This window comes from Robinsoniella sp. KNHs210 (assembly GCF_000686105.1).
GTDB lineage: Bacteria > Bacillota > Clostridia > Lachnospirales > Lachnospiraceae > Robinsoniella > Robinsoniella peoriensis.
Map to the genome: position 1 here is coordinate 2,050,835 of NZ_JMLZ01000002.1, position 26,900 is coordinate 2,077,734.

Consider the following 26,900-nt stretch of genomic DNA (forward strand, 5'->3'; position numbering starts at 1 on the left):
ATAGAATGAAGGTAGATGTCAAGCCATTGCGTACCAGGTCAAGGGATTCAAATTTAAATCCGACTCTTATTCACATCAGTGTCATCGACATTGATGACGGGCTGATTAGGATACCACAGTTCATGTCGGCAAAACTTTCATTCGAGTTTTCAAAGCTTCAAATCTTTGTTGAAGGACAACAGAACCTGCTCCTGTTATTTCACAGGAGTTGCAATAAACCCAATCTGACTTACTGCCTGCCAGGTTCTGCAACTCCTGAATTCTCATTTTCCCACTTATTTCATAATAATCTCACCCAATCCCAAGCAGCCTTACCACCGATGTAAACACAAAACACACCACGATCCCCACAACTGCTGGTACCACCACCGAGACCAGCGTCCACTTTATGCTCTGCGTCTCTTTGTGTATGGTTAAACACGTTGTGGAACAGGGCCAGTGCATCAGCGTAAACAGCATGGTGCTGACTGCCGTAACCCAGGTCCAGCCATTTTGTACCAGCAGCTGTTTTAGTACATCCAGGTCATTAATTTCCATCAGACTGCCCTGTGCCATATACGTCATGATCATAATCGGGATCACGATTTCATTTGCAGGCAGACCCAGTATAAACGCCATCAGTATAACACCATCCATACCCAGCATCTTTGCAAAGGGATCCAGTGCCTGGGTGCAGTGGGTTAATATGGTCATATCTCCAATTGACAGATTTGCCATCAGCCAGATAACCAGTCCTGCAGGTGCTGCAATCACTACTGCACGGGCTAATACAAAGAGTGTACGGTCAAAGATGGATCGCACAATCACTTTTCCGATCTGCGGTCTTCGGTAAGGCGGCAATTCTAGAGTGAAGGATGATGGCATTCCTTTTAATATTGTTTTGGACAGTATTTTGGATACTACCAGGGTCATTATTACGCCAAGTACAATAATTCCTGCTAAAATGACTGCTGACAACAGGGAGGAAAACACTCCGGTTACCTTTCCTACAAAAAACATGGAAATTACTGATATTAAGATTGGCAGTCTTCCATTGCAGGGGACAAAATTATTGGTGATGATTGCTATGAAACGTTCCCTTGGAGAATCTATGATGCGGCAGCCGATGATGCCGGCTGCGTTACAGCCAAACCCCATGCACATAGTCAAAGCCTGTTTCCCGCACGCCTGGCATTTTTTAAAACACCTGTCCAGATTAAATGCGACTCTCGGCAAATATCCAAAGTCCTCTAACAGTGTAAACAAAGGGAAGAAAATTGCCATTGGCGGCAGCATGACGGACACTACCCATGCCAGTACCCGGTATATTCCAAATACCAGAATTTCATATAATATTGTGGGGGCACCTATTTTTTGAAAGAATAATACTAATTGGTCTTCCAACATGAATAGGCCCTTGCTCAAAAGCTGTGACGGATAATTTGCCCCGGTGATTGTAAGCCAGAAGACAAACAGCAGGACCAGGAACATTATCGGAAACCCGCTTACCTTACTTGTGAATAAACGGTCTAGCCGGCGGTCTTTTCGGTTATAGGATTTATCTTCGAAAGCAACCGTATCTCTGCATAGATCTTCTGCTTTCTTTACAAAGGCAGAGGCGATATCATCACTCAATTGTTCTCTGGAAATTTCTGAGTCTGACAAATTGGATTTAATATCGGAAAGGATATTATGTATCTCTTCATTTTCCAGAAGATCATTTCCGATATGCAGCCGCATTGATTTACGCAGGCAGTCATCTGCATCCAGCAGTCTGGCACACAGCCATCTGGAATTTGGTACTCCTTTGCATAATTTTTCTACGGCTGGCTCCAGTTGGTGAATGGCATCTTCAATATAATCAGGATAGGTCACCAGTGGTTCCTTGTTCTCTGTTTGGCCCCAGATTTGATTCAGACCTTCAAAGATCTGATCCAGACCTTTTTTGCTTCTTGCTGTTATTCCGATTACCGGAACCTTTGTCTTTTCAGATAATGATTCTAATTGTATCTTAATCTGCTTTTTCTTTGCTTCATCCATAAGATTGACACAAACTACTACATTGGCACAAGCTTCCAGTATCTGCAATACCAGATTCAGATTACGTTCGAGACAGGTTGCATCACAAACTACCACGACTGCATCCGGATGTTCAAAACAGATAAAGTCTCTTGCCACTTCTTCTTCAATGGAATGTGCCATCAGGGAATAGCATCCCGGAATATCCACCATTACATAACCCTGATTCCCATAAGAGCAATATCCCTGGGCATTGGCAACCGTTTTCCCCGGCCAGTTACCGGTATGCTGCTTCATGCCCGTCAGCTGATTAAAAACAGTACTTTTCCCTACATTGGGATTTCCGGCAAGTGCAATAACCTTATCTTCTTCTCTTTCTTTTTGAATTACGAGTTCTTTGTCAACAGAATTCATTCCTGATGATGTCCTGTTTAGTCCCATAAGCACCTCCTATTAATCACTGCATTCTACCATTACACTTCCCGCATCCTCTTTTCGAAGAGCAATTACTGCACCTCTTATTAAAAAAGCACAAGGGTCACCCAAAGGACTTTTTCCCACACATTCTACTGTTGTCCCCTCTATCATTCCCATATCCTGAAGCCTGCGCCTCATTTCTTTAAAAGAGATCAGCTCTGTAATCACTGCTTTTTCTCCCCTTTTTAATTCAGTAAGTTGTACAATATGCGTCATATATTTCTCTCCTCCGGAATATAATTAGAATAGAGCAGTATGATACTATATTCTAATGTATGCTGCCGGAGGCCATATGGTTACATGAATACTAATATTTTTGAATGATTGGAGATGTATATATGACTGTAAACGAAAATATTGCCTTATTTTTAGACTACCGCTTCTTTCAAAAATTATTTGAATACTATTACCGTAAAAAAATAAATACTCCCTGCTTTTTAATGAAACAAAATGAAAAATGGACGATTGTAACATATAATGTTTAAATAAAAGGGTAAAAAAAATAAGGCAGTTATATCCGCCTTATTTTTCCATACCCGCATTATTTAAAATCTTGGCCAGTTCATTTTCGGTCTGCACAAAGCTGTCCACCTCTGATAACAGAGAACGAAATGGCATCTCTGCCGTATCATCACCATAGATCACATACTGGTCTTTTCCTGCATTTTTGGAACAATATAATGCCTGATCAGCCCGGCTGAGCAGTTCTTCATAAGTCTTTCCGGCTTCGGGGAATACCGCAATTCCGATGCTGACGGAATAGTTATATCCCTTAAATCCTTTTCCGAGAGTATGACAAAGCTGTGATGCTTTTTCCATCATATCCCGAACCGATTTTATATTGCGAAGTAGTACAATAAATTCATCTCCGCCTATTCTGCCGGTAATATCTGTACTTCTGACACAGCCTTTCAATTGTCTGGCAATTTCAATTAATAATTCATCTCCGTAAGGATGTCCATAACCATCATTTACCTGTTTGAAATCATCCAAATCTATAAAACAAAGTGCTGACTGCTGTGCATGCTCGTTGACCAGCACCTCACTGATCTTCTCTTCCAATGCCTTTCTATTATACAGACCTGTTAAGGCATCGGTATTGGCTACTTTCTTCCATTGCTCCAGTTCTTTGTAACGCTGGTCTACGTTGACCATCTTGCCCATCAGGGTCAGGCACTCACCGGTTTCCTGATTCCAGATGGAATGGACATAGACGTCAAACCATTCATAAGTATCTTGAGTTACCATCAGACGCACCTGAACTTTACAGGTTACATTCTGACTGGTAAGAATCATCAGATGCTTTATAAACTTGCTTTTGTCCTGCTCATACAAAAAACCACTGTTCTGCATCCAGTGCCGGGCATCTTCTATTATGATATTTCTTCCAAAAACTTCCCTGAATTTCTCTGAGAAGCTTAGCAGATCTCTCTGCGTGTCATAGTCAAACACGATATCACCTGACAGTTCCGTTATAATTCTATATTTTTCCCGCTCAAGCTCCAATAACTGTAAGGTGCGGTCGGAAATATTTGTCATATTGGCCGTTGTTTTTTGCTCGTATTCGTCCTCATAACCGAAGGTACTTGCATTTTCATCCGTCAAATTTAAAAGATACTGATACATCTCATCTGCATTTTCCATGAAACATTTCAAAAGCCGGGGATTAAATATACCGCATTCACCATTCTGAATCATATATAAGGCTTCCTGATGGCTGTAAGCCCGCTTATACACCCGTTCGCTTGTAAGCGCATCATAGACATCTGCAAGAGATACTACCTGTGCCCATATGGAGATCTCATCCTCTTTCAGACCGTCAGGATACCCTTTGCCGTCCCAGCGCTCGTGGTGGTGGCGGCAAATGTCCAGGCAGTATCCCATAAAGTCCTGGTTTTGTATATATTTTAATTTTCTTGCTACCTCACATCCTTTTACCGTATGAGTTTTCATAATCTCAAATTCTTCAGCGGTAAGCTTTCCCGGTTTATTTAAAATTGAATTGGAAATAGCGATTTTTCCGATATCATGCATTGCAGCAGCTTCTGATATGGTATCTATCTGCTTTGCGGTAAGATCATATCCCGGAAATTTCTTAGATAATTTTTGTAGTAAAAACTTTGTTATGATACGAATTCTGAGTATGTGCTGACCCGATTCCATATTTTTAAACTCTATAATACTGCTAAGGGCATCCAGAAGCTGTCTGGTCTGATTGCGCAGCGCCTGTGTCTGTTGTTCAACCAGTTCTTCCAGGCTCTCCTGCCTGCTGTATAAAGCAAGTACATTTTTTACACGCCTTCTTACAATGTCTGGATTAAAAGGTTTCGTTATAATATCCGTAACTCCCATTGCATAGCCTTTTTTCATAACGCTTTCCGAATTCTCTGCCGTAATCATAACCACCGGCAGGCGCTCCATCAGATTCTGCCTCTGCAGACTTTCCAATACTCCAAATCCATCTATTACAGGCATTACAATATCCAGCAGTATAATATCAATCTCATGCTTTTTCTGAGAAATTAACTGCAGTGCCTGCTCACCGTCACAGGCTTCCAGTACATTGTAATTCTGATAAAACATCTCATTGAGGATTGCTCTGTTCAGCTCCATATCGTCGACTATTAAAATGGTTCTTCTTTTTTGTTCCATAGTCCACCCTCTGCCCTAATCCAGTTTTTTGATTACTTGTATGATATTCGTATAGGTGCTTTTTACACGCTCAAATAACTCCGGAATCTGCTCATTATTATCTAATCTGATACAGCCAACCAGTTCCGCACATTCTGACTGCAGGCTGCAAAATCCCAGATTACCGGCAACCCCCTTTAATGTGTGGGCATTTATCTCTATACCCTGCCGGTCTCCTGCGCTGACAGACTCTTCCAGTTTTTCATACGTAGGATCCAGAAGAAATTTTTTCACAAATTTCTCTAACAATTTTTCATTGCCACAAAAACGATCTTTAACGGCGGAATAATTTTCCTGCCCTAATTCCTCATATACGTTTTTTATTTCCATAACCTTCTCCTATCCTGTTCACTTTATATCTATTATAAAGGTGTAAACCTGAATAGTCAATGATATTTGGACTCAGAGCAGGTTTTTAAAATGCCTGTTTATTCCAGTACAGCGCCTGTACTCCCGGAAGTTACACTTCTTGCATATCTCGCCAGATATCCTTTATTAATCCGTGGTTTACGTGGCATCCAGGCTTCATCAAAAATATTTTGTTGTCCCTATGACAATTCGAACATACCATTATAAAGCTGATAATATTTACCTTCTTGTTCCAATAATTCCTCATGGCTTCCACGCTCAATAATACAGCCATTTTCCAAAACCATAATGGCATTGGCATTTCGAACGGTGGACAGACGGTGAGCTATGACGAATACAGTTCTTCCCTGCATCAGTTTATCCATGCCTTTTTCGATCAGCTTTTCTGTACGGGTATCGATGGAACTGGTTGCCTCATCCAGTATCAGTACCAGGGGATCAGCAATTGCCGCACGGGCAATGGACAATAACTGGCGCTGTCCCTGGGAAAGATTGGTTCCGTCACTGTGCAGCATGGTCTGATATCCATTTGGCAGCCTCCGGATAAAGGAATGGGCATTGGCAAGCTTTGCTGCCGCAACCACCTCTTCATGATCCGCATCCAGTTTTCCATACCGGATATTTTCTTCAATTGTTCCGGTAAAAAGATGGGTATCCTGTAAAACCATTGATAATGAATGGCGCAGGTCATCCTTTTTGATCTGCTTTATATCAATTCCATCATAGGTGATGACGCCTTGATTAATTTCATAAAAACGGTTGATCAGATTTGTAATGGTAGTCTTTCCGGCTCCTGTTGAACCCACAAAAGCGATCTTCTGCCCTGGCTTGGCATAGAGATTTAATTTATGCAGAATTTCATGATTTTCTTCATAAGAGAAGGATACATCATGAAAACGTACATCTCCTCTCATGGGAACCAGAACTTCTTTTCCATCTTTGTCAGGACAACTCCATGCCCAGTGATGATCCCGCTCCCTGCATGGCACCAGGCTTCCATCTGCGCCTGCAACCACCGGCGTCAGTGTAGTCTTTCCAGCATCTGCCTCTTCTGCTTCTTCAATAACTTCAAATATCCGCTCCGCACCTGCGACTGCCGCCAGTATAAAATTCATCTGCTGAGTAAATTGATTAATCGGCATTGCTGTCTGCCGTACATATACCAGATAACTGGATAAGCTGCCAAGATCCATCAGCCCGCTGATTGCAAACAAACCGCCAATGCACGCTGAAATCGCATAATTCAGATAAGAAATGCTGACAATTACCGGCACCATTCGTCCCCCATGAGTGAGCGCTTCTGTTGCAGATGCCCGGAGTTTTTCATTTCTCCTCTCAAATTCCCGGATATTTTCTTCTTCATGGTTGAACACCTTGACCACTTTAGCGCCTTCCACCATTTCTTCTACAAACCCGTTCAGGCTTCCCAGATATTTTTGCTGCTGTGCGAAATACTTCTGGCTTTTTTTGCTGCTATAACGGATGAATGCAAACATACAGATAAAAGATACAAAAACAACGAGACTCAGCCTGGCATTTAAAACCACAATCATTACAATCGTTCCCACAGTGACAATAAAACTTTGTATTACCATGGTGAAACTATTGTTCAACCCTTCCTGTACCGTATCCATATCATTGGTAAACCGTGACATTAACTCGCCGTGGGTCTTTGCATCAAAGTAAGACAGCGGCAGATTCTGGGTCTTACTAAACAGATCACTTCGGATTTCCTTTACCATTGCCTGTGCCGTTCTCACCATCAACTGGGTATAACCAAAGGTACATAAAACTCCGGTCAGATACATGGTTCCCATAAAGAGCAGCATTTTAATTAACCCGGGTATATCTCCGGGAACGATATAATCGTTTACAATAGGCTTTAAAAGATAAGTGCCGTAAATATTGGCTCCCGCTGATATTATAACCATAACCGTCACCAGGCATAGCGCAAAGATATGGCGTTTAAAATAGCGCAGCATAGTTTTTAAGGTTTTCTTGATGTTTCTGGGCTTCTTATATCCTATTACTTTTGCCATTATTTATCAGCTCCTTCCTGTCCCGAAGTATATACTTCCTGATAAATGGGGTTTGTCTCCACTAACGTTTCATGGGTCCCTATCGCATTGATATGCCCGTCATCCAATACAATAATCTGGTCTGCATTTTTGACAGAACTGATTCTCTGGGCGATTATTATCTTTGTGGTATCTCCCATGTACTGTTCCAGTCCGTCCCGGATCTTCTTTTCCGTTGCGGTATCCACCGCACTTGTAGAATCATCCAGGATCAGTATTTTAGGACGTTTTAACAATGCCCTGGCAATGCAGAGACGCTGCTTCTGTCCACCAGATACGTTGACACCCCCCTGACCCAGATCAAAATCCAGACCCTGGGGAATCTTTTTCAGAAATTCGTCAGCACATGCAATATGACATGCCCGGTTAATTTCACTGTCATCCGCCTTTTCATTTCCCCAGAGCAGATTTTCCCGGATCGTTCCCGAAAATAATGTATTTCTCTGTAATACCATACCGATTGCTTCTCTCAAATGCTTCATCGGATACTCTTTTACATCGATACCGTCAATCTTAACGGTTCCTTCCGTCACATCGTACAGCCGCGGAATCAACTGCACCAGAGATGTCTTGGCAGATCCTGTGCCGCCTATAATACCAATGGTCTGCCCTGCTTCGATGTGAAATGTAATATCGCTGAGTACATATTCTTCTGCTTCCTCTTTGTATTTGAAATTGACATGTTCAAAATCGATGCTACCACTTCCTACTTCTATATCTTTTGCCATGTCATCTTTGATTTCGCTTTGTTCTTCCATGACTTCCTGGATACGTCCTGCACTCGCAACACTTCTGGTAAGCATCATAAATACATTGGAAAGCATCATCAGGGAATTCAATATCTGCAGTACATAACTTAAGAAACCGGTCAGTTCCCCAACCTTCATACTGCCCACAAATATCAGATTGCCGCCAAACCAGAGAATAGCCACAATGGTAAAATACATCACAAACTGAAAACATGGCATATTAAGCACTGCCGTATGAAAAGCTTTTTCGCTGGTAAACTGTAGATTATCATTTACTTCTTCAAACTTTTCCTTTTCATAATTTCCCCGGACAAATGATTTCACAACCCGGATTGCGATAAGGTTTTCCTGGGTCACCCGGTTCACCATATCAACAGCTTTTTGCATTTTTCCATACATGGGACGCAGTTTCCTTATAATGCAAATAAGTGCAACAGCCAAAATCGGTACTGCTGCTACAAAGACAAGTGCCAGCCTGGCATTAATCACAAATGACATCGTGATTGCCATCACCAGCATGACAGGTGCCCGAACAGCCGGCCGTATTCCTCCGCTGATGGCATTTTGCAGAACAGCTACATCACTGGTAAGCCTGGTGATCAGTGAGGAAGTAGAAAACCGGTCCATATTCCCAAAGGAAAACTCCGAAAGCCGGCGAAATTCTTCCCCCCGAAGCTCTGCCCCAAATCCCTGTCCCGCCAGTGCCGCAAAACGGGCATATAAGATTCCCAGAAACAGTGATAAAAGAGCACACAATGCCATCAGAGAACCTTTCAGAAAGATATACGGAACATCTTTATTCACCACGCCTACGTCAATGATATCTGCCATAATCATGGGAATAATTAATTCAAACATGGTTTCCAGCACTACACAAATGCAGCTGATGTAAAGATATTTTTTATAATTATGAAAATATCTCATGAATTTCTGAATCATTGCACATTCTCCTTCCCGCTATTTGCCGTTTATATTTTCATACATCCGGTTTAAAAAATTCCGATACTGCTCCCGTTCTTCTTCTGTAAATCCCTGCAGGCTTTTTTCATCTGCCTCTTCACAGATTTTTTCCCACTCTCCAAGGGAAACAAGCCCTGCATCCGTCAGTACAATGTGAAATGCCCGGCGGTTTCCCGCTACATCCATTCGTTTTATCAATCCGTTCTTTTCCATCGTATCCAGCATCTTCGACATGGTAGCCGGCTCCACATTGCAAAACGAAGCCAGTTCCTTCTGCATACATGCTCCATGATCATAGAGATAATGCAGAACCTTAGGCTGCCCCACACAAAGTCCCGCTTCCAGAAGTTTGGGGCGGATCATATTTCTCTGGGCATGAAATGTCCTTGAGATAAGCAGGTGGAGGGAATCTTTTTTAATATTTATATTCATTTGTAATACCTCCTATCATTAGTCAACTAACTATTAGTATACTAACTATATCGCTATATGTGACGGGAGTCAATACCTCTTTTGATAATGGAGGGAGATATCTGTTGTTTTTGGATTGGAATTCATTTTTCGGAAAATATATGCTTTAGATTATCGATTTCTGTTACGGATAGATTTATGATAATTTACAATTGATCTGGGTTTGAAGATTTCATAAATTAGATGAATAGATTTTTTAATACTTCAGCGAATAATTTCATTTTAAATTTGGGTTTCGCTGAGTAATGACGCTTTGTGATGTAGGTAGTGTACGAAAAGATGGGTGTGGGAAACTGGCATGGGCTCCGTCAGCTGGCCGCAGAACTGGTATTTTCTAACCTTTCCGAAGCGCTTTTTGGCGGCACGCGGGCATTCGCTCCGAAATCCTGATGCATTTCGCAGCTCACTGCCCGCTTAGTATCCGATGGGAGCCAGTCGAATACTATCCGCCAAAAAACACTTCGGAAAGGTAAGTAAATACTCAGCTCTGCTCTACGCTTCCTACGCCCATACCAGTTTCCCACACCCATCTTTCCGAGATAGCATTCGTTGATACAAAGCTGGTTTTCTCAGCAGGTTGGAACCCCTGGGCTGTGGCGGGCTGTTCGTTATTGGATAAACACACAATTCATAGCAATACCCACCGGTGTCACCAAAAACGGATTTTCCGGCTTTATTGTTTTAATTCCTGTCTTCTTCTCGAAGATCTCCTCTATTCCTGTAAGGCAGCAAGTTCCTCCGCACAGATAGATTCCTTTGATTTTCTGATCGTGGATATATTTGTTGACAATGGATGCCATTTTTTCGAAAACCGGTTTTACAACCGGGTATATTTCTTTATGATTGCTGTAATCCTGTTTCATTACCTCGGCTTCTTCAAAAGATATGTGATATCTTCCGGAAAGAACCAGGGTCACATGGGTTCCTCCTGTTGCCTCGTCCTGAATTTCTTCTACTTTGCCGTTTTTGATGATTGCCAGCCCTGTAGTACCGCCTCCGATATCAACAATTACTCCATCTTTAATCTCATAGACTGAGTTGGCGGCAGATGGCTCATCCAGGATATTGATTACCTCGAACCCCGCCCCTTCCGCTACATAAGTATGGGTCTTTAAACTGCTTTGCGTACCTGCCGGCATTGCAATCGCACATTGTGTCAATTCGCATTTCAAACGTTCTTCCAGCTTTGCCTTTAATTTTTTAACAATCTCAAGTGCGCCCAGATAATCTACCACAACACCGTCTCTCAATACTCTGGCACTTTGCTTTTCACATGCCACGGGCTGATTATTTTCATCTAATACAGCAATTACAATGTATGCCGTACCCAGGTCCAATCCTACCTTTAACTTGCCTTTATAGGGGAAAGTTTTTGTCTCAGCTTCTGTGACCTTTTTCATGTACTCATTTACTTTTTCTATATTCATTCAAAAAACTCTCCCGTAATTACAATATTTTATTGATCTGCTCGCCCTTTAACCACTGGTCGATATTTCGGAACACAATTTCAGCTCTGATTTCCATAGATTCTTTTGTAGCAAATGCCACATGGGGAGTTACAATGGTATTTTTCGCATGAAGCAGCGGATGATCGGTATTAAGCGGAGGTTCCACTTCGAATACATCGATGCCTGCTCCTGCAATGCGTCCTTCATTCAGTGCCTTTGCCAGAGCATCTGAATCCACTACGGGTCCTCTTGCAGCATTTATCAGGATCGCAGATTTTTTCATATATCCAATGGTCTCCTGGTTGATCAGATGGCGGGACTGTTCCGTTAACGGGCAGTGGAGTGCTACAATATCTGCTTCTTCCAACAAGTCTTTTAACGGCATATAAGTGATCAGTTCACTGTTCTCCTTCTTTGAAAATCCATTATAGGCAATGACTTTACAGCCGAATGCACTGCAAAGCTGTGCGGTACGCATTCCGATTGCTCCTGTACCTATGATTCCCACAGTTTTTCCTTTTAATTCAAAACCAACAAGACCATCCTTCGTTTTTCCTTCCCTGCAGCGTGCTTCCACCTGAGGAACATTTCGAAGAAGTGAGAGTATCATGCCCAGCGTAAGCTCTGCTACTGATTCATTTGAATATCCGGAAGCGTTACTAAGGGCAGCTCCCATTTCTTTTGCGGCCTCCAGATCTACATGATCTACACCGGTAAATGCCACATCTATAAATTTTAAATGGCTGCAATTGCGAATTACTTCCTGTCTCAGCGGCATATTTGCCAGTATCAGGATATCCGCATCTTTGCTTTCTTCCTTTAATACTTCCTCATCACTGCTCTTTTCATATGCGCGGAAGGTATGTCCTGCTTCTTCCAGCGGTTTTATATAGCTTTTTAATATATCCTCGCTGACTGCAAGGGATTCTAACATTACAATATTCATGAAATTACTCCTTTATTCTTTGGTAAAATTAAAAAATTCAAATAGAGTATACATCAGCCGTCCGCAGAAATCAATAGCCCTCAACATCATAATAAAAAGCATACTGCTGCAGAATTCCGGCAAATTCCTGATACTTTGAAAATGGGAAACCCTCCGGATAATGACGGTCTAATACCTTCTGAATATGGGTATCTATGGGAAATGCATCGATATGATGCAGTGCAAACAGACATATGCATTCTGCCACCTTTATTCCAACTCCGCATAACTTTAAGAGTTCTCTTCTGGCATCCTCATAATTTAAATCATAGAGACGGTATAAATCAAAACCTCCGCTTACGACCATATCTGCGGTCTTTCTGATATACTTATTCCGGTACCCCAGGCTGCAGGAACACAGATCCTCTTCACCCAGACCTGCAAGCGCCTCCGGTTTGGGGAACGTATAATATGTTTCATTCCGGAAATTTGTTCTTTTTTCTCCATAGGCTCTGCAAAGAGACTCTACGCATTTTTTAATCCTCGGAATGTTGTTTTGCTGGGATATGATAAAAGTAATTACCATTTCCCAAAGCTCCTGGCGCAGGATGCGGATCCCTCTGCCATATGCACAAGCGTTTTGCATGTACAGATCCTTACTTTCAATCTGTGCCTTAAATGCTCCATAATCTGTCGTAAGATCAAAGTAAGAATCCCAGATCTCACGAAATTCATTCTCTTCACAGAAAAAAGTGATTTCTTCCTCCTGCTGCACTATCTCCAGATACCGCTCCCGGGCTATCAGGGAATAGCTGCCGTCTTCCCTTTTGTTCAAGCGGAAACACTGCCCTGAATCAGCAATCTGTGCTATATCAAAGTCCTTAATGATCTTTATTGTCTTTTCTGTCATGTATTTTCCTTACTGTCTTTTGTGTAAATGTATTATATATAAATTTCTGTAAATATCTCCGGTATCTGTATCTTTGTGTAAAGCAATTGATTAGTACCTCATACTTCTAATCATTCGACTTTAAATGTACAATTTTATTTTTCGTTCTGTTTTCAATTATTTCTAACTGCCCAATACTCTGTACAAATTTTGCAAAAGTTGCATAACCGTAATCCTTCACTTTAAAGTTATCAAATTTTCGGTGAATCCGATTGCCTAAGAATGCCAGTTCCATGCCTTCCCTGCCGCTGCTTCGTACCAGGTTAATGGCATATTCCGACAGCTGCTCTTTCTTAATATTGTTATCTTTCATACGAACCATGATGGCATTATTGTTCTTGGTAAGTTCAAAGCTTTCCATTTCTTCCAAAAACTTTGACAGGGAACTGTATCCATAATTACGGACATCAAAATCCGAATATTTCTTCACCAGCCGGCTTCCGATTTCCCCAAGGCCGGTCATTCTGTCCTTGTCATCATTTTCTGTTATAATGGATACGATGTCATTCTCAATGACACGTTTGCTGATAATACTGCTGTCTTCCATCCCCGGCTGGCTGTCTCCCAGGCGGCTTCTGCTGCCGATAGAGCTGTCACTTAACCGGCTCTTATGAACAAAGACTTCTTCCTGTGTTTCTTCATCCTGCTCCAGCAAAATCTCCAGATTCGTAAATACCGTACAGGCGGCACGGAAAGATCTTGGTGTCTTTTCCTCTCCCATTCCGATTACATCTTTGCCGGATTCCCGCAGCCTCCCCGCTAACCGTGTAAAGTCGCTGTCGCTGGAAACGATACAGAAACCATCTACATTATTGGTATACAATATATCCATGGCATCAATAATCAATGCGGAATCGGTTGCATTTTTCCCTACGGTATTGCTGAACTGCTGGATTGGCATAATAGAATTCTCAAGGAGTGCCTGTTTCCATCTCGTCGTCTGCGCACTGGTCCAATCTCCATAAATCCTCTTGTATGTGATGACTCCGTACTTGGTCATTTCATTCAGAATACAAGATATATATTTTGAAGAAATATTGTCTGAATCGATCAATACTGCAAATGTTTTTTCTCTCATTTTTTTGTTGCCCTCTTTTCATTTCATATCATGTGAATTAATACAATAGACTCCGAAGCAGTTCTTTCAAGAGCTGTTCCAGATCCGCTACTGCACATCCGCCCTCATTTCGGTCATCTTCAAACCCGCTATAATAGCCATACAGAAGTTCCAATTGCAGCCAGCGTCCCTCTTTTACCGCCTTTATTACTATATCTGCTGCAGAATTATTTTTGTAAACATAACGGGACAGCGCTCTTGCAACCCCGTCAATATTTCTCTTATCTAACAACCTTTCTTTGGAAGCCCGGTTCAGCTTTTCTGCCAGTTCCGGATTGTCCTTCATTATTTCGTCGTAGTCTTTCCCTTTTTCCAATCTCCCGATCTTCTCCTTCATTTGGCACTTATTGCGTAATTTTTCTTATTTTATTATAATTTAAATGAACGCAAATAGCAATGTTATCTGAGGGATTCTTTGATAAAGTTATTATTTCCTACTCCGGACGCGTATACTTTCCTTAACTTTCAGAATCAATCTTAACCTTTTCATAAGTTTATCTTCACTTTTTATAAATGATTGCACATACATTTTTTATTGTTTTCTACATCAGGTATGGTATACTCTTTTAATATAATTTGAAACTTATACATAATATAAATATACAGAGCGGCTAACAAAATCTCTTAGATTGCTCCCGAAAAGGATGTGATAGCAAGATGTTAATAACAAAGAAATTTATATTGTCGGAACAGAATGCGGATATGGTTGCAGATCTCATAGAAGAAACATTGCAGCAGCTTTCTGCAGCACCGGAAGAAATATTAAAGATACGTCTCTCTTTGGAAAAGGCACTGGATAGCTGGATGGAAAAAGGATTGGCACCCAATTCCGGGGAATTAATTATCCAGACACGTCTGAAAAAAATACAGATAACACTGAAGGTACAGGGCAAAGAGGCAAACCCTTACGAACAGAATGATGATGACCAGTTTGGAGATGCATTTTTCAGCCAGCCGTTTCTTGCGGCTATTGGCAGCGGATGCGGCTATGTGTACTCCAAGGGAATGAATATTGTTTCAGTTAGTATCAAGCACAAGGCTTCCAACCCATTTTTGCCTATCGCAATTGCGATCATCCTGGCACTGGCCGCAGGTGTGGTAACCCATTACCTGCCTATAGATGCTTCTGATTTTCTGCTGAACCAGGCAGCAATCCCTCTATTTGACACATTTGCCGGTATTCTGACAACGGTGGTCTGTCCTATGCTGTTTTTTGCCGTTGTATGGGGAATTTACCATATCGGAGCACCGAACCGGCTGGGAAGTGTGGGCAAAAAAGTACTGCAGCACTTTAGCGCAATTCTCATAACAATGACCATATTAGGAGGGATTGCGGCAGCCTTGTTCACAAAGGTGCATTTTCCCTCAACAGGTGCAGACGGCATTCAGGCAGAATCCATTTTTCAACTGCTACTTGATGCCATTCCGGAAAATGTCATCGACCCGTTCCAGACCGGAAATGCCATACAGATCATTGTTCTGGCTGTACTTGTGGGAATGGCAATGGTACTGCTGCAACACCGGATCAGCATTGCCGGACAGTTAGTTGAACAGTGCAATGCTATATCGCAAAGTATTTTAGGATTTATTTCCGCCGTTTCACCGGCTTTCGTTTTTTTAAGTATTTACCGGCTTATCGTAGGCAATTACATACCTCTTCTTTTATATATGCTGCAAATGGCAGGTGTCTATCTGCTATGCATGGCAATTGTATTCCTCCTGTATCTGGTATCGGTAAAGGTAAAAGAGGGAATTTCGCCAATCCGTATATTGAAGAAAATTATGCCTTCCTCCTTTCTTGCCTTAGTAAATGCTTCCTCATCCGCAGCTTATTCTGATATGCGAAACAACTGCGATAAGAAACTGGGTATTGACCACCGGCTTTCCAAATTTACCATTTCCTTTGGAAGCGTTGTATTTAAACCTGCTACCGTGGTGCATTTAATACTGCTTACTGTATTTGCTGCACAGGCATTCGAGATCAAAATAACCATAGCTATGCTGGTAATTACCATGATTGTGTCATTTACACTGGCTGCGGCAGCTCCATCTATACCCGGTGGATTTCTTGCAGGTTATGCCGTTCTTTTTATACAGGCCGGAATTCCCGCAGAAGCACTTGGATTGGCGGTCATTGCTGATATTGTTATGAATGCCTTAAATGCTGCAATTAATGTAATAATTTTACAATTTGAAGTTTTACATTGTGCGAAAAGGTCAGATTTGCTGAATACTGAAGTCTTAAACGATAATACACTCTCATAAGAAATTGCCTGCTGTGCATACTAAGTAATATGGCAGGCGATTGCCATAACACTTATGCAAAGTATATGCATGAAAAGAGAGGAGATTTGAATATGGAAAACAAAGGTTATAATAATTATGATGTTACCGAACTTCCCCAGTCCTGTAAATCCGTTATGGAACACATGGTAAACGAACTGGACAAAGAGGAAGAAGAAGAAGCAGCACAATCCAGTACAAAAAGTAAAAGTAAAAAGAAGAAGAAAAAGAATTCATAGCCGCAAAAGCATCCGGATTATTTTAAATCCGGGTGCTTTTCTATTATCCGGCACATTTTTATTTTCTGTCACTTTTGAATTACTCTACTCTCATTTTTCATTTCTTTGCAATGATTTCATAGCAATTTTTTTCTTGTACCATATATTATCTTAAAACGAATATTTGACAAAGGAGGGTTTATGCTCAAGAAAATTTTAGCCATTCTCTTATCTACGTTACTGCTGTTTTCTTTTTTTCCTGTATTTATTGTTTGTGCGATTCCTCCTTCCTCACATCCCCTCTACCTTGGTATTGACGTGAGCTTTTATCAGGAAGATATTGATTTTGAACAGGTTGCTGACTCTGGAATTCAGGTTGTTTATATACGTTCCAGCCTAGGTGGCGATTATATTGATCCAAAATTTGAAGACAATTACGCCAAGGCCTCTGCTGCCGGGCTGTCCATTGGCTTTTACCATTATGTAACCGCAAGAAGCATCTCCCAGGCACAGTATCAGGCACAATTTTTTGTAAACACTATCCAAGACAAGGACTTCGACTGCAGGCTGGCTATGGATTTTGAAGATCTGCAATATCTGACAGATACAGAAATAAATGCCATTGGATTGGCATTTATCCAGACTGTAGAACAGTTAAGCGGCAAGAAAGCTGTGGTCTATAGTGATTCCTATAATGCAGGTTACACATTTAGCGGAGCGATTACTGACTACCCACTGTGGGTAGCCGAATATGGCGCAGCTTCCCCATCCGATAATTCAAATTGGAATTTCTGGGTTGGCTGGCAGCATTCGGACACAGGCAGGATTCCGGGAATCAGTACAAATGTCGATCTGGACTATTTTACCGATGGCATCTTTCTGGACAACAGCGGCCCGGTAAATCCTGTTCCTCCCCCACCGGAACCCTCTACTTCATATGTGGAATACAGGGTTAAATCCGGTGATACACTTTGGAATATTGCCCAGCTCTATCACACCAGTATTACCGCAATTGCAAACGAAAATGCTCTTGCAAACCCCAATCTTATTTATCCCGGTCAGATACTGCGCATTCCCATACCGGATAATACACCGTCTGAAGATACGTACCTGACCTATACGGTAAAACCAGGGGATACACTCTGGGCAATTTCACGAAATTACCATACCAGTATTGCAGACCTTGTAAAACTGAATCAGATTCACAATGAGAATCTGATTTATCCTGGCCAAAAACTCAGAATTCCCTGTACGCCGGATTCCGGTTCTTCAAAACCGGTTCAATGGTATACGGTAAAATCCGGCGACACCCTCTGGGCTATAGCCGCTAAATACAACACTACAATCAGCGCTCTTGTATCTGTTAACCATATTTCAAATCCAAACTTTATTTTAATCGGGCAGAAACTGCAGATTCCAAGCTAAGTAAAATGTGCTGATAACATGAATGAATTTTCAAACACGTTCTGTGGCGGATGAAAAATAGAATTCAGGGCATATCTGATTGCAATTAAAACTACCCTGCAATATTGTTATACAATACTGCAGGGCAGCTTAAATTATCTTTTCATTTAATTACCTTTCCCATTCAATACATATACGAATTTATTTACGCTTTAACTACTCTTTCATTAACACTCATAACAAAATCTTCGATTTTCTTTTTGTCAGGTGCATCCGGCAGACCGGTATTTCTCGCCGCATTATCCAATCGTTTTTCATAACCCGACAATATTTCATAAAACTCATCCCGGTACATGCCGTCTTCTCTTTGAAATGCTCCATTTCTGACACTCATCAACAAATCATGCTCTTCTTCCCGGTAAGTACAAATCTCTTCTTTTTCCAGAATATCAATGGCCATCATAAAAAGCCGCAACAGATGCATCGCATGTTTATTCAGATGATTTTCATCTTTCTTATGATTGCGTTTGCCAATTTTGTCATACTCTTTTACCACATTGTTCATCTCACACCAGATATTGCGGTAATCTCTCAATGGATAATGGGACAAATCTGCATCCATAAAAATCTCCTGCTCAAATTCAGGGTTTACAGCTTGGTCCAGATAAATATTGATACTTCCATTTCCAAACTGTGCGTAACGTTCCTGAAAATTGTATATGGCATTTTCTACAGACCGCAATATATGCTGTTCCTTCTCTGCCTGGGGCATTGTATCCCTTGCCAGAGCATTTTGCAGTCTTCGCAGCTGCTGACCGGCATAACCGCCGAAGGAGTGAATAGCGCGCTTTGATAAAAATAATTTCTTATGATCCAGCAGTTCCTGTCCCACCGGGGATAAATACAGATAATGTTCCTGTTTTAGTCCCAGCATTTCACAGGTATTGGGATTACAGTCCATTAACAGCTTTATAATCTTGTTAAAAGTGTAAATTGTAGTGTCTGTTTTATCATCTGCATATTGATCATAGCTGCTCAGTCCGATCAGATCCGACTTGCGGTTGAGGGTAATCCCACGGACATCATAATCGCTGAATTCGTTATTTGTTCCATACGCATAGCTTCCTGCAACAGAAAGGAGAATCAGGTTCTTTCCCAGATGCTCATCCTGCCAGAGGAAATTATACTCCGGTGTATGTATCAGGTTTTTAAAGTTCATGGTTGTACCCTGTGGTATATCGCAGATAAATCTGCGATATACTCACAAACTTTCCTCTCTAGTTAGAAAATCACTTTAATCCACGAATCTCTCCGCTCATGATCAAAGAAAGATTCTTCTTTATTTTTTCACTCGTCCAATCCCACCATTTTAATTCCAGCAGGTCTTCCACTGTCTGCCTGTCAAAGCGCATTTTAATCTTCTTTGCGGGAACTCCGCCTACAATGGTATAGGGCGGCACATCCTTTGTTACTACCGCTCTGGTTCCGATTACAGCCCCATCTCCGATATGCACGCCTGACATAATTACGGCTTCATATCCGATCCAGACATCATTTCCAATCATGATATCACCCTTGTTATCCCATGCATCAGTTACATGTTCTTTCTTCAAATCCCACTCTTCAAAAAAAATGGGAAATGTATAGTTAGAAAGAGATCCCATAGCATGATTGGCGCTGGTGAACATGAACTTTGCTCCACAGGCAATGGAACAGAATTTCCCAATGACCAGCTTGTCTTTATTCACGGGATAATGGTACAGAACATTATTTTTTTCGAAATCTGCAGGGTTTTTTACAAAATCATTATAGATGGTGTATTTTCCTACTTTGATATTTGGGTTTGTTACTACCTGGTCTAAATATACGGTCTCTTTATCATTACTTCTTGGATATATTTTATTTACTGGAATAGTCATTTCAAATCCTCCTGTTTTAATGCTGATTTTCTTTTTTACTATTCCAGTTTATGCAATACAGCGTTTCACCTGGGTCCGCCTCCTATTTATATCTCCTGTTCATAATTCCCCTGTTCACGGGATGTCAGTATTTCGATTATTTTTACACATTATATTATATTCTTACTGTTTTGCCAAGCGTTTCTTTTATTTCATTTTTCAAAGAAAATCATTCCCTATACATAAGATATCTATTTAAGGCAAAAATAAACAGGGTAATATATAAGAATTGGAGGAATCAACATGCATTTAGAACCAAAATTTATTATTGATAGAGAAAACCATCTCGTCCTTGAAGTGATCAGTCCCGGCAACCCAACAGCATCCTGTACCTGTCAGGATTTTACCGAACTGAAACCCAATACATCTGAGGGTGCTTCGGAAAAACATCTTCCCATTATTGAAATCAGCGGTAATCAGGTTACTGTTAAAGTCGGCAGTATCTATCACCCAATGACAGAAGAGCACAGCATTGCATGGGTGTATCTGCAGACAAAAATGGGCTGTCAGAGAATAAATCTCTGTCCAACCTGTGAGCCGGTAGCAAATTTTGTATTAACTGACGGAGATGAAGCAATTGCAGCTTATGCTTACTGCAATCTGCATGGTTTCTGGAAAACAGAAGTCTAAAGAAATATAAAAACAGCCGGATCAAATCTGATTTTAATAAAAAATCATTTTTGTTTCCGGCTGCTTTTTATAATCATATACTTTTATTTCTTATAATATAACCTTGTCTCATATGGACGCAGAACCGTCACTTTCTCAGGAACCTGACTATCATAACCTTTCATAAGGCCCTGGCTATCATAACTTTTCATAAGGCCCTGCCCATCATAATTTCCCAGAAGACATTGATAATCCCCCAGATCCATTCCCGGATCCCACCCTGCTTCTTTTCCATAGAAGTTACTTGCTGCCACTAGTACTTCACCTTTATAGGTGCGCTTGTAAACCATTACAGATGGGTTATTTATATCCAGCGCTTCAAAATCCCCATAGGCGATCACTTCATAATCTTTACGCAGGCTGACCAATTTCTTATAGTAATAGAAGATCGAATCCGGATCATCCAACTGCTCTCTGGCATTAATTTTCTTATAATTAGGATTTACCTCTATCCATGGTTCTCCTTTTGTAAATCCTGCCTGGGTTTCCTCACTCCACTGCATGGGAGTACGGCTGTTATCCCTGGAATGTGCCATAAGAATCTGATATGCCTGTTCTTCGCTTAATCCTTTTTCCCGAAGGATCTGAAAATGGTTCAGGCTTTCCACATCCCGATACTGGGAGATATCTTCGAATCCTGCATTAGTCATTCCCAATTCTTCTCCCTGGTAAATATAAGGGGTTCCTCTCAGACAATGAATCACCGTTGCCAGCATCTTCGCAGATTCTTTCCAGTACTTTTTCGTATCCCCAAAACGGGAAACCACTCTTGGCTGGTCATGATTACACCAAAACACCGCATTCCATGCATGATTTTTTGCCATATTCGTCTGCCAGTCAAATAGGATCTGCTTTAATTTTGCAAAATCATAAGGTATCAGTACCCATTTTTCGTTCCCCATAAAATCCACCTTAAGGTGATGAAAACTAAAAACCATGGAAAACTCTTTTCCATCTTCTCCAGCATATTGATAACAGTTTTCCATAGAAGTACTGGACATTTCCCCTACAGTAATTATTCCTTTTTCTTTTCCAAATGTCTTTTCATTAAGCTCTCTTAAATACTTATGAATATTGGGACCATCGGTGTAAAACCTTCTGCCGTCCCCTTCATAATCATCTTCAAATGCTTCCTTGCTGATCAGATTCACTACATCAAACCGGAATCCTTTCACACCTTTCCCCATCCAGAATTGAACTATTTCCTGCATTTCTTTTCGTACATCCTCGTTATCCCAGTTCAGGTCTGGCTGGGATACATCAAATAAATGCAGGTAATACTCGTCAAATGCCTCTACATACTCCCAGGCATTACCACCGAACTTGCTTTCCCAGTTCGTTGGTGGAATTCCAGATCCTTTTCCCTTTTTAAAAATGTAATAATTTTTATATTTCGCATCACCTGTTAATGCTTTTTGAAACCATTCATGACGGTTTGAGGTATGGTTAAATACCATATCCAGCATAAGTGATATTTCCCTTTTCGCCGCTTCTTTTACCAGATTTTCGAAATCCTCCATTGTCCCGTAAGAAGGATCAATCTGATAATAATCTGCAACGTCATAACCGTTATCCTTCTGGGGTGATAGAAAAAAAGGAGTCAGCCAGATGTAATCTATCCCCAATTCTTTCAAATAATCCAGTTTGCTGATTATGCCCCTCAGATCACCGGTTCCGTTTCCTTTACTGTCAGCAAAGGATTTTGGATAAATTTGATAAACTGTGCTTTTCTTAAAATCTGTCATGGTGCCATCCTCCTCTATTCATATGCCGCAATAACAGTTTCTCCTGCTTCTGCCTGCAAGTTAGACAGGAAGCGTATATTAGATGCATTCCCTTCATCGGTTACAATAAATACCGTAGTTGCCGGATGACCGGCTTTTTTAATTTTCTCTTTTGAGAAGCGAATCAATGGATCGCCGCAGCGAACGGTATCTCCTTCTTTTACAAAGAGTTCAAATCCTTCTCCATTCATATCTACAGTATCAATCCCTACATGAATCAGGATCTCCATTCCATTTTCCAGTACAAGACCGCAGGCATGTCCGGAATCTTCCATTACAACACTTACGGATCCGTCCGCAGGTGCAACTACTGTCTCGCTCTCCGGTTCTATTCCAACACCTTCTCCCATAATTTTCTGTGAAAACACATCATCCGGTACTTCCTCAATCGGAATAATTTTACCGGTTAAAACAGACATCAGAACCTGTTCTTTTTTGGAAGGAGCAGCGGCATCCATTTCTTTAGCTGTATCCACCTCTGCTGCCGCGATCCCTCTCTCCTGTAAAGTAAGTTTCTTTTTCCCCATAATCCATGTCAGAACAAATGGTACTACCAGTACGATCAGCATACAAATGGCAAACACCGCCATAAACTCTGTTTTAATGGAAAGAATTCCGGGAATACCTCCAACGCCTACTGCATTAGCCATTACCCCGGTACTTACCGCCAGTGCGCCTGCTATACCGGAACCGATCATTCCGCTGATAAACGGAAAACCTGCTTTTAAATTGACACCGAATATTGCCGGCTCGGTAACACCTAAGTAACAGGAAATGCATGCCGGTATTGCTACCTGCTGAGCACGTTCATTCTTCTTCTGTAATACGATCATAGCTAAAACGGCGGAGCCCTGTGCAATATTGGAAAGGGCTATCATAGGCCACAGAATTGTGCCCTGGTAATCCGCAATCAGCTGTAAATCTATTGCATTGGTCATATGATGCAGCCCCGTAATTACTAAAGGTGCATAAATAAATCCAAAGAATGCTCCAAACAATCCCCGGAAGCTTGAAGTAAGCCCTGCATAAACGCCTGCCGAAATCCAGGAACCCAGCTGCCATCCAATCGGACCTAAAATACCATGGGCAACGATAACGGAAAGCAGCAATGACATAAACGGAACCACAATCATGCTGATAGCCGCAGGTGTGATTTTCTTAAAAAACCGCTCCAGATATACCAGGGTAAATCCGGCAAGTATCGCAGGAATAACCTGTCCCTGATATCCCGCCATCTGCATTTGAAAGAAGCCAAAATCCCAGTACTTCATTGCCGCCTGCCCTACCTCGTAGGCATTGAGCAGCTGCGGAGAGACCAACGTAATTCCCAGCACAATACCAAGAATCTGCGTAGTTCCCATTTTTTTCGTGACAGACCATACGATTCCAACCGGAAGAAAATGAAATACCGCTTCTCCAATCAGCCAGAGAAAACTGTATATCCCGCTCCAGAACACGGAAACATCGGTCAGTGTCTTGGTCCCGCCTTCCAGAAATTTAACATCACCAATAATATTACGGAATCCGAGAATTAAACCGCCTACAATAATTGCAGGTATCAGCGGCGCAAAAATTTCAGCCAGATTTGATACTCCTTTTTGCAGCGGATTCTGCTTTTTCTTTGCTTCCTGTTTCACCTGGTCTTTACTGACGCCTTCTATTCCTGCATATTTGGTAAATTCATTATAAAAACCGGACACATCATTTCCTATAATGACCTGATACTGCCCCGCCTGGGTAAATGTACCTTTTACACTGGGAATTTTTTCGATTTGCTTTTCATCTGCCTTCTCCTGGTCTATCAGCACAAAGCGCATTCTGGTCATGCAGTGTGAAACTGCCTGGATGTTATCTCTTCCCCCGATAAGCTCCAATAATTTTTTAACATCATCCGTATAATTTGCCATTTCTAACCTCCCAATCCATATAAAATAACTTGTTTGAACAAGTACAGTATAGCAAACTTGTTTAAACATGTCAACTCTTTTAAAAAAAGTTTTCCTGCTTCATTTACCTGTCTGAGAAAATTAAAAAATCACAAAAAGGATACCTCTTCCATTTTTCTGCAAAAATTTGCACCCATTCATTCAGCGTAGTTTCCCATTACTGCATCTGCTTCTGAAACTCCTCAGCGGTATTTGAAACCATCGCTATTCTAATCCACTTCGTCAGTACATCCACATCTTTTTCTGTGACAATTCTTTGCTTTAAATCATCTGATATCATTCCCTTAATATTTAAAATTTCCACAACGGCTTCTGCCTTTCCCTGAGACATTCCCTGGGTTATTCCCTGGGTTAAGCCCTGCGCTATACCATCATTTACTAACATCTGTCCTAACCTTGTCATATTTATCACCCCCTTTATTTCATCCATTTCTTCATACTTCAAAAATTTCTCAGCCAATGCATAAATTACAGCCTGGATCTTTTGTGATTCTTCATCCTTCATGCACCTCTCTTTTTCCAATATCTGAAAAGCGTTTTTAATGCGGTCTTTGATGGGTATTTTTCCCTGCATCAGCGGTGTTAATACCAGAGAGACCAAATCTTCCCGTGAAATAGGCCTGTGCCATTTGTTGACTGAAACTCAAAATGTTTCCAGGTTCCATCTTCCATTACCAGATTCATATCCTCATACAGCCTTTTTATTTCCATATGAATTTCTTCTGTTGGAGCAATCCGTTTCACCTTGCCCTGGATTCCCAAATAGGGAAGCATCTCATCTGCAAAAAAACGAACCATCGTTTTCATTGCCGAGTCTTCAATTTGATTGGCACTATTCTGCTTTTGTTTCTCTTCCTGCATACAACCTCTCTTTCTATTTACTTATGCAGAATTTACCTATTTCAAATACAGGGCGCAATTAAACAGAAACGCTCCGGCATTACAGATAATGGTTTTCCTTTTATATTGTTTTATAAGTGAATTTTGCTTTGATATAAAGCTTAGAATTGAATCTGAAATCAGAAGTTAAATCTTAAAATTAATAGGAATTAATGAATGCAGCCAAAATAGATAAACTTTTGCACGAAACCAATATCTTACAAAAATAATAGCAAATTATCTGTTTGCTGTCAATTACTTTATTCTTCTGAGAAGGATTATAAATACGCAAATACCATCTCATTCGATGCAATGGAGCCGAGTGCAGCACTCTTTGGTAAGACAGCCCTCTCCAGCAACCGCGGATACGATGATAACAAGATGATTTTGAAAATGGATGAGTTTTTTCCTTGACATTCTCCTGACCCGATTTATAATAGTATAAAGATGTTTAAACAAGAATAGAAAGGGTGTTAATATGCCAAAAGCAAAATACGACATCATTTATCAGGATATTAAACGAAAAATAGAATCCGGGGAATTTGCATTCCAAGAACTGCTTCCATCGGAAAATACCATGGTAACCACTTATAACTGTTCCCGCAATACAATCCGCAGAGCAGTCAGCAGCCTTGTTACAGAGGGCTATGTCCAGACGCTGCATGGCAAAGGTGTCCGCAATATCTTCAAACCTGTGGAACAGAATTCCTTCACTCTGGCGGGGATTGAATCTTTTAAAGAATCTGCACTTCGCAATCACAGGACAGCAAAAACACAAGTATTGTGTTTTGTAGATGATCTGGTCAGTGACGAAAAAATCGAAAAACGTACCGGATTTCCGATAGGAAGTGAGCTGTATTATATTCAGAGGCTTCGTTATCTGGACCAAAAAGCCCTGATCATCGATCACAATTATTTTCTGAAAAGTGTTGTAACAGGACTTACAGCTGATATAGCCCAAAACTCCATTTACGACTATCTGGAGCAGATCCTAAATATCTCCATAGTCACCAGTAAACGTACTATGACGGTAGAGCGGGTAACTGAGATTGATGAAAAATATATGGAATTAAATGGATATAACTGTATGGCCGTAATCAGCAGTCAGACTTACAATGATGATGGTGTCATGTTCGAATTTACCCAATCCCGCCACCGGCCTGATTATTTCTGCTTTCAGGATACGGCAACCAGAAAATAAAAATCCCGTAAGCAGACAGAAAGACAAGGACACTGCCTGCTTACGGGATTTCTCAAGTGAAACACTAATTTACATTTCTGGAATTAAAGTCAACCATAACACGTGTTACTTCTTCAATATATTCTTCTTTTAACAACAATAACAGCTTTGGCATAAATTCATCCAGGTATTCTTTCGTCAGTTTACCCTGATCCATTCTGTAGAAACTGTCAGTAAGAAGACCTTTCGCCTCTTCTTCACTGCCGGGTGCCACCCGCTCCATAATAAATTCTAAAAAGCGGTTTTGCCCCTGTTTTTGAGATTCATTTTCCATTTCGCTCACTGTT

Annotated in this window: 26 protein-coding genes; 7 read left to right on the forward strand and 19 right to left on the reverse strand. The window is 41.1% G+C overall.

Translation table 11 applies throughout. The annotated features are described in order from the left end of the window. Positions 1 to 291: 291 nt before the first annotated feature. Both feoB and CD03_RS0115865 read right to left on the reverse strand, forming a co-directional pair. Entirely contained in the window at positions 292 to 2,439 is a 2,148-nt protein-coding gene (feoB, locus tag CD03_RS0115860; protein WP_027294497.1) for a ferrous iron transport protein B, read from the reverse strand. 12 nt (positions 2,440 to 2,451) lie between these two features. Beyond that, positions 2,452 to 2,691 (reverse strand): FeoA family protein, encoded by a 240-nt coding sequence (locus tag CD03_RS0115865; RefSeq protein ID WP_027294498.1) that lies wholly within the window; start codon positions 2,689 to 2,691, stop codon positions 2,452 to 2,454. A gap of 104 nt (positions 2,692 to 2,795) precedes the next feature. Between CD03_RS0115865 and CD03_RS37890 the strand changes: the two genes are divergently transcribed. Beyond that, the gene (locus CD03_RS37890) at positions 2,796 to 2,960 is read left to right on the forward strand and encodes a hypothetical protein (protein WP_156042920.1); all 165 of its coding nucleotides are present in this window, start codon (positions 2,796 to 2,798) and stop codon (positions 2,958 to 2,960) included. 37 nt (positions 2,961 to 2,997) lie between these two features. Here CD03_RS37890 and CD03_RS33690 read toward each other — a convergent pair whose 3' ends face one another. The 5 genes from CD03_RS33690 to CD03_RS0115895 all read right to left on the reverse strand — a co-directional run bounded on the left by CD03_RS33690 (position 2,998) and on the right by CD03_RS0115895 (position 9,754). Then, entirely contained in the window at positions 2,998 to 5,127 is a 2,130-nt protein-coding gene (locus CD03_RS33690; protein WP_044289419.1) for a GGDEF/HDGYP domain-containing response regulator, read from the reverse strand. A gap of 15 nt (positions 5,128 to 5,142) precedes the next feature. Next, the gene (locus tag CD03_RS0115880; RefSeq protein WP_027294499.1) at positions 5,143 to 5,496 is read right to left on the reverse strand and encodes an Hpt domain-containing protein; all 354 of its coding nucleotides are present in this window, start codon (positions 5,494 to 5,496) and stop codon (positions 5,143 to 5,145) included. A 218-nt stretch (positions 5,497 to 5,714) separates the two neighbouring features. Next, the gene (locus tag CD03_RS0115885) at positions 5,715 to 7,574 is read right to left on the reverse strand and encodes an ABC transporter ATP-binding protein (RefSeq protein WP_027294500.1); all 1,860 of its coding nucleotides are present in this window, start codon (positions 7,572 to 7,574) and stop codon (positions 5,715 to 5,717) included. Next, a complete protein-coding gene (locus CD03_RS0115890) occupies positions 7,574 to 9,301 on the reverse strand; it encodes an ABC transporter ATP-binding protein (protein WP_027294501.1) in 1,728 nt (575 codons plus the stop codon). The genes CD03_RS0115885 and CD03_RS0115890 overlap by 1 nt, the downstream gene beginning before the upstream one ends. A gap of 18 nt (positions 9,302 to 9,319) precedes the next feature. Continuing rightward, positions 9,320 to 9,754: a MarR family winged helix-turn-helix transcriptional regulator gene (locus CD03_RS0115895; protein ID WP_044289421.1), complete on the reverse strand. Its 435-nt coding sequence runs from the start codon at positions 9,752 to 9,754 to the stop codon at positions 9,320 to 9,322. 306 nt (positions 9,755 to 10,060) lie between these two features. On the opposite strand from CD03_RS0115895, the gene CD03_RS38905 reads away from it, so the two are divergent. Continuing rightward, complete coding sequence (locus tag CD03_RS38905; protein ID WP_255348091.1) at positions 10,061 to 10,183, forward strand: hypothetical protein; 123 nt, start codon at positions 10,061 to 10,063, stop codon at positions 10,181 to 10,183. A gap of 218 nt (positions 10,184 to 10,401) precedes the next feature. Here the strand turns inward: CD03_RS38905 and eutJ are convergent, their stop codons facing one another. From eutJ to CD03_RS0115925, 5 genes are all read right to left on the reverse strand, one after another. Beyond that, the gene (gene eutJ, locus CD03_RS0115905; protein ID WP_027294503.1) at positions 10,402 to 11,220 is read right to left on the reverse strand and encodes an ethanolamine utilization protein EutJ; all 819 of its coding nucleotides are present in this window, start codon (positions 11,218 to 11,220) and stop codon (positions 10,402 to 10,404) included. Positions 11,221 to 11,239: 19 nt separating this feature from the next. Continuing rightward, entirely contained in the window at positions 11,240 to 12,187 is a 948-nt protein-coding gene (locus tag CD03_RS0115910; protein WP_027294504.1) for a 2-hydroxyacid dehydrogenase, read from the reverse strand. 70 nt (positions 12,188 to 12,257) lie between these two features. Then, positions 12,258 to 13,076: a DNA-3-methyladenine glycosylase family protein gene (locus CD03_RS0115915; protein ID WP_027294505.1), complete on the reverse strand. Its 819-nt coding sequence runs from the start codon at positions 13,074 to 13,076 to the stop codon at positions 12,258 to 12,260. A 106-nt stretch (positions 13,077 to 13,182) separates the two neighbouring features. After that, positions 13,183 to 14,193 (reverse strand): NYN domain-containing protein, encoded by a 1,011-nt coding sequence (locus CD03_RS0115920; protein ID WP_027294506.1) that lies wholly within the window; start codon positions 14,191 to 14,193, stop codon positions 13,183 to 13,185. A 37-nt stretch (positions 14,194 to 14,230) separates the two neighbouring features. Continuing rightward, positions 14,231 to 14,569 (reverse strand): hypothetical protein, encoded by a 339-nt coding sequence (locus tag CD03_RS0115925; protein WP_152614195.1) that lies wholly within the window; start codon positions 14,567 to 14,569, stop codon positions 14,231 to 14,233. A gap of 320 nt (positions 14,570 to 14,889) precedes the next feature. Between CD03_RS0115925 and CD03_RS0115930 the strand changes: the two genes are divergently transcribed. The 3 genes from CD03_RS0115930 (at position 14,890) to CD03_RS33695 (ending at position 18,158) form a co-directional block, all read left to right on the forward strand. Next, on the forward strand, positions 14,890 to 16,497 hold the full coding sequence (locus CD03_RS0115930) for a dicarboxylate/amino acid:cation symporter (protein ID WP_027294508.1): 1,608 nt from the start codon (positions 14,890 to 14,892) through the stop codon (positions 16,495 to 16,497). A 92-nt stretch (positions 16,498 to 16,589) separates the two neighbouring features. Further along, positions 16,590 to 16,754 (forward strand): hypothetical protein, encoded by a 165-nt coding sequence (locus CD03_RS37895; protein ID WP_156042923.1) that lies wholly within the window; start codon positions 16,590 to 16,592, stop codon positions 16,752 to 16,754. Between the two features lie 180 nt (positions 16,755 to 16,934). Beyond that, a complete protein-coding gene (locus CD03_RS33695) occupies positions 16,935 to 18,158 on the forward strand; it encodes a LysM peptidoglycan-binding domain-containing protein (RefSeq protein WP_044289422.1) in 1,224 nt (407 codons plus the stop codon). Positions 18,159 to 18,342: 184 nt separating this feature from the next. Here CD03_RS33695 and CD03_RS0115945 read toward each other — a convergent pair whose 3' ends face one another. Continuing rightward, the gene (locus CD03_RS0115945) at positions 18,343 to 19,356 is read right to left on the reverse strand and encodes a nucleotidyltransferase domain-containing protein (RefSeq protein WP_027294509.1); all 1,014 of its coding nucleotides are present in this window, start codon (positions 19,354 to 19,356) and stop codon (positions 18,343 to 18,345) included. 70 nt (positions 19,357 to 19,426) lie between these two features. Then, on the reverse strand, positions 19,427 to 20,056 hold the full coding sequence (locus CD03_RS0115950) for a CatB-related O-acetyltransferase (RefSeq protein WP_027294510.1): 630 nt from the start codon (positions 20,054 to 20,056) through the stop codon (positions 19,427 to 19,429). 282 nt (positions 20,057 to 20,338) lie between these two features. Here CD03_RS0115950 and CD03_RS0115955 point away from each other — a divergent pair, with 282 nt between their 5' ends. Beyond that, positions 20,339 to 20,725 carry a desulfoferrodoxin family protein gene (locus CD03_RS0115955; protein WP_027294511.1) on the forward strand — a complete coding sequence of 129 codons (387 nt, stop codon included), beginning with the start codon at positions 20,339 to 20,341 and terminating at the stop codon, positions 20,723 to 20,725. A gap of 83 nt (positions 20,726 to 20,808) precedes the next feature. Here the strand turns inward: CD03_RS0115955 and treC are convergent, their stop codons facing one another. The 4 genes from treC to CD03_RS0115975 form a co-directional block, all read right to left on the reverse strand. Next, positions 20,809 to 22,509 (reverse strand): alpha,alpha-phosphotrehalase, encoded by a 1,701-nt coding sequence (gene treC, locus CD03_RS0115960; protein WP_027294512.1) that lies wholly within the window; start codon positions 22,507 to 22,509, stop codon positions 20,809 to 20,811. Between the two features lie 14 nt (positions 22,510 to 22,523). Then, complete coding sequence (gene treP, locus CD03_RS0115965; protein ID WP_027294513.1) at positions 22,524 to 24,455, reverse strand: PTS system trehalose-specific EIIBC component; 1,932 nt, start codon at positions 24,453 to 24,455, stop codon at positions 22,524 to 22,526. A 196-nt stretch (positions 24,456 to 24,651) separates the two neighbouring features. Continuing rightward, positions 24,652 to 25,068: a hypothetical protein gene (locus CD03_RS33700; RefSeq protein WP_027294514.1), complete on the reverse strand. Its 417-nt coding sequence runs from the start codon at positions 25,066 to 25,068 to the stop codon at positions 24,652 to 24,654. Positions 25,069 to 25,076: 8 nt separating this feature from the next. Then, positions 25,077 to 25,355: a hypothetical protein gene (locus tag CD03_RS0115975; protein WP_027294515.1), complete on the reverse strand. Its 279-nt coding sequence runs from the start codon at positions 25,353 to 25,355 to the stop codon at positions 25,077 to 25,079. A 496-nt stretch (positions 25,356 to 25,851) separates the two neighbouring features. Here CD03_RS0115975 and CD03_RS0115980 point away from each other — a divergent pair, with 496 nt between their 5' ends. After that, the gene (locus tag CD03_RS0115980; RefSeq protein ID WP_027294516.1) at positions 25,852 to 26,574 is read left to right on the forward strand and encodes a UTRA domain-containing protein; all 723 of its coding nucleotides are present in this window, start codon (positions 25,852 to 25,854) and stop codon (positions 26,572 to 26,574) included. A gap of 64 nt (positions 26,575 to 26,638) precedes the next feature. Here CD03_RS0115980 and CD03_RS0115985 read toward each other — a convergent pair whose 3' ends face one another. Continuing rightward, positions 26,639 to 26,896 (reverse strand): hypothetical protein, encoded by a 258-nt coding sequence (locus CD03_RS0115985; protein WP_027294517.1) that lies wholly within the window; start codon positions 26,894 to 26,896, stop codon positions 26,639 to 26,641. Between the last annotated feature and the right edge of the window lie 4 nt (positions 26,897 to 26,900).

Excerpts from the sequence above, each read along its gene's own strand:
- feoB (WP_027294497.1), bottom strand. The coding sequence starts at position 2,439 with ATGGGACTAAACAGGACATCATCAGGAATGAATTCTGTTGACAAAGAA.
- CD03_RS0115865 (WP_027294498.1), bottom strand. The coding sequence starts at position 2,691 with ATGACGCATATTGTACAACTTACTGAATTAAAAAGGGGAGAAAAAGCA.
- CD03_RS37890 (WP_156042920.1), top strand. The coding sequence starts at position 2,796 with ATGATTGGAGATGTATATATGACTGTAAACGAAAATATTGCCTTATTT.
- CD03_RS33690 (WP_044289419.1), bottom strand. The coding sequence starts at position 5,127 with ATGGAACAAAAAAGAAGAACCATTTTAATAGTCGACGATATGGAGCTG.
- CD03_RS0115880 (WP_027294499.1), bottom strand. The coding sequence starts at position 5,496 with ATGGAAATAAAAAACGTATATGAGGAATTAGGGCAGGAAAATTATTCC.
- CD03_RS0115885 (WP_027294500.1), bottom strand. The coding sequence starts at position 7,574 with ATGGCAAAAGTAATAGGATATAAGAAGCCCAGAAACATCAAGAAAACC.
- CD03_RS0115890 (WP_027294501.1), bottom strand. The coding sequence starts at position 9,301 with ATGATTCAGAAATTCATGAGATATTTTCATAATTATAAAAAATATCTT.
- CD03_RS0115895 (WP_044289421.1), bottom strand. The coding sequence starts at position 9,754 with ATGAATATAAATATTAAAAAAGATTCCCTCCACCTGCTTATCTCAAGG.
- eutJ (WP_027294503.1), bottom strand. The coding sequence starts at position 11,220 with ATGAATATAGAAAAAGTAAATGAGTACATGAAAAAGGTCACAGAAGCT.
- CD03_RS0115910 (WP_027294504.1), bottom strand. The coding sequence starts at position 12,187 with ATGAATATTGTAATGTTAGAATCCCTTGCAGTCAGCGAGGATATATTA.
- CD03_RS0115915 (WP_027294505.1), bottom strand. The coding sequence starts at position 13,076 with ATGACAGAAAAGACAATAAAGATCATTAAGGACTTTGATATAGCACAG.
- CD03_RS0115920 (WP_027294506.1), bottom strand. The coding sequence starts at position 14,193 with ATGAGAGAAAAAACATTTGCAGTATTGATCGATTCAGACAATATTTCT.
- CD03_RS0115925 (WP_152614195.1), bottom strand. The coding sequence starts at position 14,569 with ATGAAGGAGAAGATCGGGAGATTGGAAAAAGGGAAAGACTACGACGAA.
- CD03_RS0115930 (WP_027294508.1), top strand. The coding sequence starts at position 14,890 with ATGTTAATAACAAAGAAATTTATATTGTCGGAACAGAATGCGGATATG.
- CD03_RS37895 (WP_156042923.1), top strand. The coding sequence starts at position 16,590 with ATGGAAAACAAAGGTTATAATAATTATGATGTTACCGAACTTCCCCAG.
- CD03_RS33695 (WP_044289422.1), top strand. The coding sequence starts at position 16,935 with ATGCTCAAGAAAATTTTAGCCATTCTCTTATCTACGTTACTGCTGTTT.
- CD03_RS0115945 (WP_027294509.1), bottom strand. The coding sequence starts at position 19,356 with ATGAACTTTAAAAACCTGATACATACACCGGAGTATAATTTCCTCTGG.
- CD03_RS0115950 (WP_027294510.1), bottom strand. The coding sequence starts at position 20,056 with ATGACTATTCCAGTAAATAAAATATATCCAAGAAGTAATGATAAAGAG.
- CD03_RS0115955 (WP_027294511.1), top strand. The coding sequence starts at position 20,339 with ATGCATTTAGAACCAAAATTTATTATTGATAGAGAAAACCATCTCGTC.
- treC (WP_027294512.1), bottom strand. The coding sequence starts at position 22,509 with ATGACAGATTTTAAGAAAAGCACAGTTTATCAAATTTATCCAAAATCC.
- treP (WP_027294513.1), bottom strand. The coding sequence starts at position 24,455 with ATGGCAAATTATACGGATGATGTTAAAAAATTATTGGAGCTTATCGGG.
- CD03_RS33700 (WP_027294514.1), bottom strand. The coding sequence starts at position 25,068 with ATGCAGGGAAAAATACCCATCAAAGACCGCATTAAAAACGCTTTTCAG.
- CD03_RS0115975 (WP_027294515.1), bottom strand. The coding sequence starts at position 25,355 with ATGCAGGAAGAGAAACAAAAGCAGAATAGTGCCAATCAAATTGAAGAC.
- CD03_RS0115980 (WP_027294516.1), top strand. The coding sequence starts at position 25,852 with ATGCCAAAAGCAAAATACGACATCATTTATCAGGATATTAAACGAAAA.